The sequence below is a fragment of the Pedobacter jeongneungensis genome, from assembly GCF_000633455.1.
In the GTDB taxonomy this organism is placed as follows: Bacteria; Bacteroidota; Bacteroidia; order Sphingobacteriales; family Sphingobacteriaceae; genus Pedobacter; species Pedobacter jeongneungensis_A.
Genome location: NZ_AYMG01000034.1, coordinates 83,435 through 95,969 on the forward strand (window position 1 = coordinate 83,435; position 12,535 = coordinate 95,969).

General features: G+C 36.8%; 13 protein-coding genes. 6 read left to right on the forward strand and 7 right to left on the reverse strand.

The window, feature by feature from the left end; all coding sequences use genetic code 11:
- Positions 1-3 precede the first annotated feature (3 nt).
- The gene (locus U859_RS0126405) at positions 4-2,664 is read right to left on the reverse strand and encodes a putative LPS assembly protein LptD (protein WP_025146247.1); all 2,661 of its coding nucleotides are present in this window, start codon (positions 2,662-2,664) and stop codon (positions 4-6) included.
- Between the two features lie 74 nt (positions 2,665-2,738).
- Here U859_RS0126405 and U859_RS0126410 point away from each other — a divergent pair, with 74 nt between their 5' ends.
- The 3 genes from U859_RS0126410 to U859_RS0126420 all read left to right on the forward strand — a co-directional run bounded on the left by U859_RS0126410 (position 2,739) and on the right by U859_RS0126420 (position 5,515).
- Positions 2,739-3,602 carry an N-acetylmuramoyl-L-alanine amidase gene (locus U859_RS0126410; protein WP_025146248.1) on the forward strand — a complete coding sequence of 288 codons (864 nt, stop codon included), beginning with the start codon at positions 2,739-2,741 and terminating at the stop codon, positions 3,600-3,602.
- A gap of 10 nt (positions 3,603-3,612) precedes the next feature.
- Positions 3,613-4,389, forward strand: a complete 777-nt coding sequence (locus U859_RS0126415) for an N-acetylmuramoyl-L-alanine amidase (protein ID WP_025146249.1) — start codon at positions 3,613-3,615, stop codon at positions 4,387-4,389.
- Positions 4,390-4,561: 172 nt separating this feature from the next.
- On the forward strand, positions 4,562-5,515 hold the full coding sequence (locus U859_RS0126420) for an MlaD family protein (protein WP_025146250.1): 954 nt from the start codon (positions 4,562-4,564) through the stop codon (positions 5,513-5,515).
- Positions 5,516-5,860: 345 nt separating this feature from the next.
- On the opposite strand, the gene U859_RS0126425 is transcribed toward U859_RS0126420, so the two are convergent.
- The 5 genes from U859_RS0126425 to U859_RS0126445 form a co-directional block, all read right to left on the reverse strand.
- On the reverse strand, positions 5,861-6,766 hold the full coding sequence (locus U859_RS0126425) for a ribonuclease Z (RefSeq protein ID WP_025146251.1): 906 nt from the start codon (positions 6,764-6,766) through the stop codon (positions 5,861-5,863).
- Between the two features lie 71 nt (positions 6,767-6,837).
- A complete protein-coding gene (locus U859_RS0126430; RefSeq protein WP_025146252.1) occupies positions 6,838-7,215 on the reverse strand; it encodes an STAS domain-containing protein in 378 nt (125 codons plus the stop codon).
- Positions 7,216-7,260: 45 nt separating this feature from the next.
- Positions 7,261-8,205, reverse strand: a complete 945-nt coding sequence (locus U859_RS0126435) for a phosphoribosylaminoimidazolesuccinocarboxamide synthase (RefSeq protein ID WP_025146253.1) — start codon at positions 8,203-8,205, stop codon at positions 7,261-7,263.
- Between the two features lie 108 nt (positions 8,206-8,313).
- Positions 8,314-8,592 carry a hypothetical protein gene (locus tag U859_RS0126440; RefSeq protein ID WP_025146254.1) on the reverse strand — a complete coding sequence of 93 codons (279 nt, stop codon included), beginning with the start codon at positions 8,590-8,592 and terminating at the stop codon, positions 8,314-8,316.
- A 52-nt stretch (positions 8,593-8,644) separates the two neighbouring features.
- Positions 8,645-9,604 (reverse strand): PhoH family protein, encoded by a 960-nt coding sequence (locus U859_RS0126445; protein ID WP_025146255.1) that lies wholly within the window; start codon positions 9,602-9,604, stop codon positions 8,645-8,647.
- A 103-nt stretch (positions 9,605-9,707) separates the two neighbouring features.
- Between U859_RS0126445 and U859_RS0126450 the strand changes: the two genes are divergently transcribed.
- The 3 genes from U859_RS0126450 (at position 9,708) to U859_RS32300 (ending at position 11,454) form a co-directional block, all read left to right on the forward strand.
- Positions 9,708-10,487: an S-adenosyl-l-methionine hydroxide adenosyltransferase family protein gene (locus U859_RS0126450; RefSeq protein WP_025146256.1), complete on the forward strand. Its 780-nt coding sequence runs from the start codon at positions 9,708-9,710 to the stop codon at positions 10,485-10,487.
- A 244-nt stretch (positions 10,488-10,731) separates the two neighbouring features.
- Positions 10,732-11,256, forward strand: a complete 525-nt coding sequence (locus U859_RS0126455; protein ID WP_025146257.1) for a hypothetical protein — start codon at positions 10,732-10,734, stop codon at positions 11,254-11,256.
- A gap of 51 nt (positions 11,257-11,307) precedes the next feature.
- Complete coding sequence (locus U859_RS32300) at positions 11,308-11,454, forward strand: hypothetical protein (protein WP_168202458.1); 147 nt, start codon at positions 11,308-11,310, stop codon at positions 11,452-11,454.
- Positions 11,455-11,571: 117 nt separating this feature from the next.
- Here the strand turns inward: U859_RS32300 and U859_RS0126465 are convergent, their stop codons facing one another.
- Positions 11,572-12,522 (reverse strand): D-2-hydroxyacid dehydrogenase, encoded by a 951-nt coding sequence (locus U859_RS0126465; protein ID WP_025146258.1) that lies wholly within the window; start codon positions 12,520-12,522, stop codon positions 11,572-11,574.
- Positions 12,523-12,535: the final 13 nt, after the last annotated feature.

Here is a 12,535-nt window from a genome sequence, read left to right on the forward strand (position 1 = left end):
AATTTATCGGTATGTGCTGTAAAAACCCTGTCTTTTGCTCAATTTCAAATCCTGCAATATTGATGCTTTAACTTTAATGGTTACCGAATAACTCTTGTAAGCGCCGTAAGGAACCCAGTTTACACTCATATCCCAACAATGCAAATCGCGGTATATGGCCAGATTCATCGGCGTTAAACCGTTATTCTTAAAATCATAACCGGAATTAAAGGTAACTTTCCACTTTGGTGTTAAGTTTACATCGCCATTAAAGTTTAAGGTGTTTGAAGTTGTAGTGGTGTTTCCATCATTTGTGTATTGGAAACTATAAGAGAACGAGAAATTCCATGGAATATTAAAATCAACAAAGGCATTCGGGTCGCGGCTAATGGCTGCCAGTTGCTCCGACTGAATATCAGTTAAACCTTTTTTATTTGCCGCTTCCCCCAGTTTGTCATTAGCATCATTTTTACGTTTTAAAGCTTCTGGATTTAAACTATAATCGAAAGAGAAACCAAAATTAGCTAAACGTGGCAAAAATTTACCAGTCTGCCAGAAATAACGGTCCTGCCTGATTTTTAATGTTGAACCCGGCAAAGTGTCGTTCCTTAATGAATAAGGATCTAAAGTTCCGTTATAGTTGATCCCTAATTTATCGGTAAACTGCGAACGCCCGCTGAAACCAATGTTTGATAATTTGTAAGAAGTAGCCAGGAAATTGTATGAACCGCTAAAACTTAAACCCTGAATGATCGGGATTTTTTTAGAACCTGTGCCGGTTGTATCGTTCTTATTCCGCACTTTCAACTCAACGGTATTATCCAAACCAAACCCAATGGAGGCATTAGGGCCACCAAACGATCCTGGCTGTGCCATCCCATCAAATATTGAATATTTTAAAGGTTGTCCGCTAATTATAATTGGGTCGCCATTTTGGTTTATCGCAGGTTTGTAAGGTCCTGAACCTGCTTGGGTAAAATCGGGAGAATAAGAGAATGAAACGTTCGGGGTCATTACATGTCTTAATGCCTGGATTTTCCCCTGTGGGTTAAAATCTCTTCTTCCGTAAATCTTAGTCGACAAACTGGTTGATAAACTATAACTGCCAGCTCTTTTAAAACCGCTCAATGTATCTTCTCTAAAGCTATAGGTATTATCAGCGAACTGGGTATATCTTCTGTTTACACTCTGGAAATTCCAAACCTCGTTATAAGTACCACCCAAACTAAAATTTAAATATTTTAGGGCAGTAAACGACATATTTACAGGAATGCTATGAGAAAAGCCACTTCTTAAACGTTTTAAACCATCGTTTTGGAAAAGTAAACTATCAAAAGTATCAATCCGGTTTGTTCCCTGCAAGCTATAGCCCACCGTTATTTTCTGATACCATTTTTGCTCCCCAACTGCATTTTTCGAGCTAAAAGGGTTAAAGGTAGGTACGTTGAATGTTACTTCAGGCAACCTTAAAGATATGGCCCTGGTACTTAAGGTCTGATCACTTGAAGCCGCCATAGAGAAGTTCATTCCATTTGAAAAGGCTTTGGCGTAACTCACGCTACTACTTGTAGAGTTTGTTGCAATGGTATTAATATCGTAAGTGGTTCCTGCTGCTGTGTTTTTGTAATAACCTTTTCTTCCGGTTGATACCAACCTTACACTTGCACTAAATGTAGTTCCGGGATTGGCGTTAGCATTTTGGCTGTGGCTCCAGTTAATGCTAAAGTTTTTGGTTGGGTTTGCAAATGCTTCGGTACCTTCTAAACCATCTTTAAAACTCGAGTAAGATAAATTAATGTTACCGTTATATTTATAGCGTTTAGTGTAATTACTCAGTACACTGGTTTCGTAAGAACCGTTCGTGTAGATTGAACCCATTAACTTGGCGTCCCAGTAATCGTTTAAACCAAGGTAATATCCACCATTCTGCAGGAAAAAACCCCTTGTGGCATCTTCACCCGGTGTAGGCAAAATAATACCTGAGGTTCGTTTATTCTGCTTGGGGAAAAATGCAAACGGAAGGCCCAAAAAAGTAGGAATATCCTCAATAATCATATAAACCGGCCCGGTGATGATCTGTTTTTCGGTTACCACACCTTTAGATATCATTAATCCAAAGTGTGGATGCGGCAAATTACAGGTACTGTACATTACATTTTTAATATGCAGTTCATCATCTATCTGCTTTTTACTTTGCCCTCCGGAGAAAAACCCACCCTCCTGTTCAGAAAAAACGCCATAAACTTTAGCTCTTGTTGTTTCAGAATTGTAAAAAATAGAATCGGCAATTGCAGTTCCGTCAGCGCCTGATTTAAAAATCGGCCTGCCTGTATATCTTCCGGTTTTTGGATCTTTAACACCTCTTGCAAAAATGGTGTTCTGCTTCTTATCGTATTTGATATAACTCGCATCCAGCTCAAAATCACCATAAATAACCCTGGCATTACCGTATAAATACACAATATTTTTATCGGCACTCATTTTTACGGAGTCTTCCGCTTTGTACTCCACTTTTTGATCGATACTGCTGTTATTCTTGCCCGTTTTTTTGGTCGTATCCTTTTTTGTGGTGTCTTGTTGAATAATCTGTTGCAATGAAAATCGCGAAAATGCGTTAGCTTTACCAACAACAAGTGTTAATAAAATGACAGAAATTAGTAAAATAGAGCTCTTAAGAAGTTTCAAATTCGTATTTGAATGTTATTTTTGCACAAATGTTTAATCAAAAACGTTCAAAATTAGTGAAAAATATACCATTGATGTATCTTAAATCCATTTTAACATTTATTATTTATTTAGTATTGTCAAATACAATTGATAATCAAGCGCTTGCGCAAGAATATAAAATTAAAACAATTGTAATTGATGCTGGTCACGGCGGCAAAGATGGCGCCACACATGGCGTCTATTCAAAAGAAAAAGACGTTGCACTTAAAACTGCATTAAATCTTGGAAAAGCGCTTCAAGACAGCTTAAAAGATATCAAGGTAATTTATACCAGGCAAACTGATGTTTTTATTCCATTGTATGAGCGTATCAACATCGCTAATAACGCTAAGGCAGATTTATTTATCTCTATCCACTTGAATGATATGCCTGTGCGGGTTTCAAGGGTGGTTGATTATTACAAAAAAGTGAGGGGCAGAAAAGTTCCGGTTTATACAACAGTTACTTCGAAAAGTACTTCTACAAGGGGCACAGAGACTTTCGTATCAGGAACAGGCCGCCTAGGCGAGCAGGATGAAGTAATTAAAAGGGAAAATGCATCCATGTTTCTTGAAGATAACTACCAGAAAAATTATGAAGGTTTTATAGCAAATACGCCGGAAAACGACATTATGTTATCTTTAATGAAACAAACGAACAGGGATAGGAGTTTAAAGTTTGCTTCTATGTTACAGCAAGAATATGTTAACGCAGGTCGTACCAACCGTGGTGTACAGGAAAAAAGTTTAGCGGTGCTGGCCAGGGCAGCCATGCCGGCAGTTTTAACTGAAATTGGTTTTGTGAGTAATCCTGAAGACGAAGACTATATGAACTCGCAGGAAGGACAGAACGAAATTGTAAGCGGTATCATCAGGGCAATTAAAAATTATAAACGCATAGCCGAAACATCATTTTAATATTTTATAAATGAAGATTAAACTTCTGATAACGATACTTTTCCTCTCAATTTTTACTGCTAAACAATCGTCTGCCCAAGGGTATAAAATTAAAACCATTGTAATTGATCCAGGACATGGGGGTAGAAAACCAGGTGCTTCGGGCAGTTTTACAAAAGAAAAAGATATTTCGTTAAAAGTTGGATTAAAGCTGGGCGAACTCATCAAAGAAGAGCTGCCTGACGTTAAAGTGATTTTTACCCGTAAAACCGATATTGATGTCGACCTCTACCGCCGTGCAGAAATTGCAAACGAGGCCAATGCTGATCTTTTTATTTCTGTTCATTGCAATTCGATGCCTCCGGGAAACAAACATATTAAAGGAGTAGAAACTTTAGTAGCGGGTTCGCACCGGTTAAAAGAGCAGGATGCTGCTATCCGTGAGAACGCCGATATTAAACTGGAAAAGAATTATAAAAGCAAATACGATGGTTACGACCCCAATAACCCCAGTAGTTTTATCCTTTTGTCGCTATTAAAAAACACCTTTCGGGATAAAAGCATTAAATTTGCGAAACTGATCCAGAATAGCTACATCAGCAGGGATGAAAGACTCAGTCGTGGTGTTAAAGAACAGGGGGTTCTGGTATTGCAACGTTGCGGTATGCCTGCGGTTTTAACAGAGGTAGGTTTTATCTCCAATACCGAGGAAGAAAAATATATTAATTCGCAAAAAGGTCAGAATGAAATTGCTAATTCTATTCTGGAAGCAATAAAAACATACAAAAAAAATATTGAAGTTAAATAAGTGGCATTATAAATGATAGTTATTTTAACTTTACAAAAAATATAAACAGATACCGAACAAAACAATTGCGTAAGCTTTGTGTATTTATAAAGTTTAACGTTACAAAAAAGAAATTACGCTCCAGCGGGTTTTAAAAACAAACTGAAATCTGCAGCATTAAATAACAACACTTATGAAGATTAAGAACGAAACCAAAGTAGGTATTTTAGCCGCATTTGCCATAGCTTTATTAATTATTGGATATAATTTTTTAAAAGGTAATTCCATTTTCTCAAACGAAACAACATTATATGCTAAATACACCAGGGTTGACGGTTTAACCGTATCAAAACCGATACTAATTAATGGTTATCAGATAGGGCGTGTTGCTAAACTGGAATTACAGCATGATGGTACCGTTATTGCAACCCTAAATGTAAACAGCAAATACGAAATTCCTGAAAACAGTATTGCCCGTTTAGAGGGTACCGACCTTTTAGGCAGTAAAGCGATTGTAATGTCGTTAGGTAACTCTAAAAAAATGGCTGAAGATGGTTATACCCTAAATGCCAATGTAGAAAAAGGATTGATGGAGCAGGTTCAGCCGGTACAGAAAAAAGCTGAATTAATTATCGGTAAAATGGATTCTATATTGAGCAGTGTAAATTCTATTTTGAATCCTAACTTTCAGAAAAATGTGGATAAGAGTTTTAACAGCATTGCAGGTACTTTAGCATCATTAGAAACTACCTCTAAAAAAGTTGATGGTTTGGTTGGTTCTGAAAGTAAACGTATTGAAGCAATCTTTAAAAATGTAGAAGGCATTACCGCTAACTTAAATAACAACAATCAGAAGATTAGCGATATCTTAACCAATATCAATACGGTTACTGATAAGTTTGCTGCTGCTAATTTTAAACAAACCTTAGATAATGCAAACAACGCCATTGCCGATTTGCAAAGTGTAATTTCGGGCATTAAAGGTGGAAAAGGTAGTTTAGGTTTATTGCTAAATGACGATAAAATGTATCAGAATTTAACCAATGCATCAAAAAATCTGGATGAACTAATGATCGATTTAAAAGCAAATCCTAAACGCTACGTTCACTTCTCGGTATTTGGAGGCGGAAACAAAAAAGACAAGTAATCAATTTTAATAAATTCGGAAGCCTTGCAGTTTTAAATTGTAAGGCTTTTTTTATGCGCTATTTTTTGTCACAGAGGCACGGATAAACAGAGAATTTCTCTTTTAGCTGTCATCCTGAACGCAGTGAAGAATCTTTAATCAGGTAAGAACTTTTTTTTGACACGGAGGCACGGAATGTTTATTCGATCGTCATTCCAAACTTGATTGGGAATCTTAAAACACCTGTATTAAGATTCCCGCCTGCGCGGGAATGACGACACGTACTAAGTGAATTTGATCTATGGTAGCGGAGTGCAACATAGTCGGGAGCACAAACCATTCTATGGGATGGAGCTTTTAAAAAAATTAAAGCTGGAAAGTCCTGCCCTCTACAGCCAACTCGGTATTTTCAAAAACTGATTGCGCTTCTTCCAAAAGCATTTGTAAAGTCTTGTAACGCGAAGAAAAATGTCCGATGAGTAATTTCTTAGCTCTTGTGATTTTGGCCACCTCTCCTGCCTGTAAAGCCGTGGTATGGTGTGTTTCATTAGCCCTATCTAAAAGGTCATGCATAAACGTAGCCTCGTGATATAATGTATCGCAGTCTTTTATGGTAGAAAAATAACTTTCATCAAATAAAGTATCAGAACAATAAGCATAACATCTTGGCGCATCAGCCTCAGTGGTGTAATCCGCACTCCGTAAAATATCGCCATTTGGCAGTTCTACATCATTCCCTTTTTTTAGTGTAGTATAATAAGCCATTGGCACTTCATCAGCTTTTTCTTTGATTAATTTGCGTTGCCTTTTCTTTTGCTGAAAAATAAAACCAGTGGTTGGGATACGGTGATTTAAAACAATGGTTTTAACTACCAGATCGCTGTTTTCGAAAATCTGGGTAGATTGATCTGCTTCGATCGGGAAAAACTCTATTGGATACCTTAATACTGTATCAGAATATTTAAACTGAATCTCTAGAATCTCCAGTAAAGGTTTTGGACCAAAAATCTGCATGGGTTTTATCCTGCCATTTAAATGCAGACTTGATAACAGCCCGATCAAACCAAAATAATGATCACCATGTAAATGACTGATAAAAATATAATCAATTCGGGCTGCCTTAAGGTTAAACCTGGTTAATTGTTGTTGTGTACCTTCACCACAGTCGATCAAATAGTATTTTTCGTTACAATTTAAAAGCTGTGCTGATGGATTCCTGTTAAACACAGGTGTTGCAGAACTGCTTCCCAAAATGGTAACTTCAAATTTCATCATGATCAGATATAAAAAGCCCCGTAGATTTTTAGAAACTACGAGGCCGTAATGTTATTTAAATTATTATATTATTTAGCGCCTCTAAACTCTTTTTCCAACTCATCCATAAAGATGAAATCTGTTGCTTCGTCTAATGTATTAACAAACGTTACAGATTGAAATATGTTTGATAATTCGATAATTGAAGCCAGCTCATCGTTAATCCCGGTTACGATAAATAATCCACCTGCCGATTTGCAAAGCCTGTCGCCAACCAATAAGCAGCTTAAATCCTGTGCATCATTACACTCGGTAACATGACTTAAATCAACAACAATATTTTGAAAGCCCTCTGCATTAAGTAAATAGAATTCTGATTTTAAGCCTGGGGCATTATCATTTGTAAACTTAGTTTCTTCTAACTTTAAGGTTACATATTTATCGTGTTTATCTACTGAAAATTTCATCTCTCTAATCTTTAATTTTACTAATGTATAAATTTCTTTCGAATTTTATAAGGTTTCTAAAGCCTTTAAAACATTAGCCTCAATACGGCTGGAAATTGCATCAGCATCAGCTTTTATAAATGTCTCTCCAACAATCTGTTCGTAAAGTTCAATGTAACGTTCAGAAATCGAGTTTACAATTTCCGGTGTCATTTCTGGCACAACCTGACCATCTTTTCCCTGAAAACCGTTTTCAATTAACCATTTTCTTACAAATTCTTTCGAAAGTTGTTTTTGAGGTTCATTGTTGTCCTGACGCTCCTGATAACCTTCAGCATAAAAATAACGGGAAGAATCTGGCGTATGGATTTCGTCGATCAGATAAATTACACCATCTGCCGAACCAAATTCATATTTTGTATCCACCAGAATTAATCCGCTCTTGGCTGCAATTTCAGTTCCACGCTGGTACAGTGCGTAAGTATATTCTTCTAATTTTTCGTAATCTGTAATCGAAACAATACCTTTTGCCAAAATATCTTCTTTTGAGATATCCTCATCATGCCCTACTGAAGCTTTTGTTGTTGGGGTAATGATGGGCTGAGGCAATTTATCATTTTCTTTCAATCCATCAGGTAAAGCCACACCACAAACGGAACGCTTGCCTTCGCTATATTCTCTCCATGCATGACCAGCTAAATAACCCCTGATCACCATTTCTACTTTAAATGGCTCGCAAATACGGCCTATGGTGACCATTGGATCCGGAACAGCTAAAACCCAGTTAGGAACGATATCTTGCGTTGCAGCTAAAAATTTAGCTGCAATTTGGTTCAACACCTGTCCTTTAAAGGGAATTGCCTCAGGCAACACTACGTCAAATGCAGAAATACGATCTGATACCACCATCACCATGGATTGATCAGCAATAGTATATACATCACGTACTTTACCTTTGTAAAAATTACTTTGATTCGGGAAATTGAAATGGGTTTCTTTTAGTGCTTTCATGAGGGCGTAAAAATAGGAAAAAAGTCGGAAAGTCCGAAGTCGGTAGTCAGAAGTCCGATGATATAATTTATTAAAAACCCCCGCAGTTAATAAGCTACGGGGGTTTGATTATTTTAATTTATTCAATACCTCTTTAAAAATTTTCGCTGAAATTGTGCTAATATTTTTATTCTTGATCTGAATTGTAATACGATCATCAATTTTAATCAACTGAAGCCTTCCTTTAAAGACGTGTGCCTGATCAATATTAACAAATTCGAACAGCTTTTTTAGTGTTTCCTTTTTACAAACCCATTCTTCATCAGTTTTTGAAATGATCAGCCGTATGGTATGAGGCAATTTTTCAAAAGAAAGCTTCAAATCATTTTCTAAATTAATACTTTCCATAATATTCAATCTGAATCATAACTTCGGACCTCTGACTTTCTGACCTCCCAACTTATTGAATATCGCCGTAAGCTTTCAGGATATCTTTTACCAGTTTATGCCTTACCACATCTTCTCCGCTTAGGTAAATAATATCGATTCCTTTAATATCTTCTAAAATTCTAAGTCCGTTAAATAAGCCAGACATTTGTTTTTTAGGTAAATCGATCTGCGTAACATCACCTGTAACAATAAACTTTGCGGTTGGGCCCATACGGGTTAAAAACATTTTTAACTGCATATCAGTCGCATTTTGAGCTTCATCTAAAATCACAAAGCAGTTATCTAAAGTACGGCCACGCATAAATGCCAATGGAGCAATTTCAATTGTACGGTTTTCGATATAGAATTTTAATTTTTCTGCAGGGATCATATCATCCAGCGCGTCGTAAAGCGGACGTAAATAGGGATCGATTTTTTCCTTTAAATCACCAGGCAAAAAACCAAGGTTCTCCCCTGCTTCAACAGCCGGTCGCGTTAAAATGATCCTTTTAATTTCTTTATTCTTTAAAGCTCTAACCGCTAAAGCAACCGCGGTATAGGTTTTACCTGTTCCGGCAGGACCGATGGCAAAAAGAATATCGTTTTTGGCAATACTGCTCACCATTTTACGCTGATTTGCTGTTCTTGCTTTTACCAGTAACCCGTTAGTACCGAAAACAATTACTTCTCCGCCACCTCCGGTTGGTTGTTCTACATCTTTTTTTGCAACACCAGCTGCCTTGGCACCCAATATCGTTTCTACATCATTATTGCTTAATGAGCTATATTTTTCGAGGTGTGCAATCAGTTGGTTAAACTTCTCCTCGAAAGCCTTAAGTTCCTGTTCATCACCGAGAACCTTAACATCACTACCTCTCGCTACCAGTTTTAACTTCGCGAAAGCACCTTTAATCATTTCGTAATTCTCATTGTTCGGCCCCCAAAAGTGAGCAGGATTTACGGTATCCAGAGTTAATTTTAATTCGTTCAAACTGTAGTATTTTAAAAAGTTATCGGGGTATATTAATTAAAATTTGAATATTTGCAGACGCTTAGGCCTGTACACAAGAATAAGCAATAATAATGAATTTTTAATGGGGATAATTACTTTAACAACAGATTTAGGTTCAAAAGATTTTTACCAGAGTGCTCTTAAAGGTAGTCTGTTGAGTCTTATGCCTAATGTTAATTTAGTTGATATTACCCACGAAGTTCCTTCGTTCAATATTTCATATGCCGCCTTCGTTTTAAAAAACGCATATCCTTACTTTCCGAAAAATACGGTGCATTTAATCGGTATTGATTCTGTGTATAGTGAAAACACCAAATACATTGCCGTAAAGCACCGGGATCATTATTTTGTTGGTGCAGATAATGGCATCTTCTCCCTTCTTTTTGATGATGTTCCTGAAGACGTAGTGGAATTGAATATTATGCAGGATTTAAAATACCTGCACTTTCCATTGGTTGATATTTTTGTTAAAGCAGCAACACATTTGGCTAAAGGAGGCAAACTAAAAGAGATTGGTTTACCTGTAGCAGAGATTGAGCAAAAGATGCTTTTGCATCCTGTTATAGAGCGCGATGTGATTAGAGGAAGTGTGGTATATATTGATACTTTTTGTAACGTAATTACAAATATTACCAAGGATCTTTTTACCAAAATCCAAAAAAACCGCGACTTCACCTTACACTTTAGAAAAAGCGAAACCATTACTCAATTGAGCTGGCATTACAATGAAGTGCAGGAAGGTGAAAAACTTTGCCTCTTTGGTATTAGTAACCACTTAGAAATTGCCATTAACAAAGGAAAAGCCAGTGGATTATTGGGCTTGCATCTTGGTGATATTGTGAGGGTTGAGTTTCATTCGTAAAAAGGGGAAAGACTAAAATAAAGTATCGTCATTGCGAGAAGGCTTTTTCAGCCAACGAAGCAATCTTACTACTATGGGTTATAGCGATCGTTGTAAGATTGCTTCGTCGTTCCTTCTCGCAATGACGACCGTTTTTATCATACGCTGCTATCGGAACGAGATGACGATCATTTTGCATTACCAATAAACCAATGCCTAATGACCCAACTAAAACAACTTCTACCCTTTTCGCGTTTATATCCACATGAAGAAATATTTTTATCTGCTCTCGGTTATCTTATTTAGTTTTCAAGCCTTTGCCCAACAAGATACGGCTGCTTATGCTGCACAACGGGTTAAAGTAAATTCATTACTTCAGGAGCGAAGTGCAAAATTTGGCCAATATGATGAAAGCTTAACACAGCGTTCGGGTATTTTTGGCTGGCAAACGAAGAAAGATATCAAAAATTCAAATGAAATTCTTCGTCAGGTGGTATTAACCGATAATAATATTTTTAAGGAACTGAAAATATTAATGGATTATAAAGACCTGCAAAACCAACAGAAAGTGGCCGTTGCAGATAACTCTCAGGAACGGATTGAAGCCTATATGGGAACCATTAAAAAACTTCAGGATCAAAATGCGCAGCTCAAAGAAGACCTAGATAAAAAGAACAAAGGAAGTTTATCAAACTACATCATTGCATTTTTGATTTTGGTGATGGCTGGCGGATTTTATTTCTTCAATAAAAAACTGCAGAATTATGAAACCGCGAAAATCAAGCCTTAAATTACAATAAGATTTTAGCAGCTTCACTACCTTTAAAAGCAATAACAAATTATGAAAAAAGGACTGTTTAAAATCCTGGCGAAGATAAACAAAGTAGTTTTGCCAAGTTTGTATAAAAAAGATCCGAATAAGCTGACTACTTTCCAAAAAGCAATATTGGGTTATCGTTACTGGGTTACAACGAACGCGTTAGATTAAAAATGTAAAGACCAATCAAATCAATCGGTCTTTACACTAAATCCGTCATGCTGAATTTATTTCAGCATCTATCTCGAGTGAAAGACCCTGAAACAAGTTCAGGGTGACGACATTATTTTATTTCTTAAAATGTTCAATAATTAACGTAGCCAATTCCGTACCAATACGTTCTTGTGCTTCGTTTGTTGATGCGCCGATGTGCGGTGTTAAAGAGATTTTAGGATGTGTTAAAATTTCTGCCAATGGCGTTGGTTCGTTATCGAAAACATCTAAACCTGCAAAAGAAACCTTACCAGAGTTTAAAGCTTCAATTAAAGCCGGCTCATCAATTGTTCCACCGCGTGAGCAGTTTACAATACCTACACCATTTTTCATCTTCGCAAATTCCTCAGCGCCTAAAATCGGTTTATCTGCAAATGGTGTGTGTAAACTAAAGAAATCACTTCCGGTAATTACTTCATCCAATGAAACCGTTTTAACTGGAATACTTACAGATTTTCCACCCTGGAACTCTAAAGTAATTTCAGATTCTGAAGGATATAAATCGTAAGCTAATACATTCATACCTAAACCTAAAGCCACTTTTGCAGTAGCACGGCCAATGCGGCCAAAGCCGATAATACCAATGGTTTTACCACTTAATTCAGTTCCTTTAGCATAAGCTTTTTTAAGGTTATTGAATTGCGTAGCACCTTCAACAGGCATTTTACGGTTAGCATCCTGTAAAAACCTGATACCGGTAAATAAATGAGAAAACACCAACTCGGCTACTGATAATGAAGATGCAGCTGGTGTATTTACCACTGCAACACCCTGACTGCGGGCATATTCCACATCAATATTATCCATACCTACGCCACCTCTACCAATTAATTTGATATTTGGAACCGCATCAATTAATTCTTTTCTAACTTTTGTTGCACTACGAACGGTAATGGCATCATAGTTTTTTAATGCTTCGGCTAATTTATCTTGCGGAATGGTTTCTGTATCAACCTGGAAACCTGCTTTTTCTAATAATTCTTTTCCGATCGGATCAATCCCATCGTTTGCTAATATCTTAATCATTGTATGTATGATT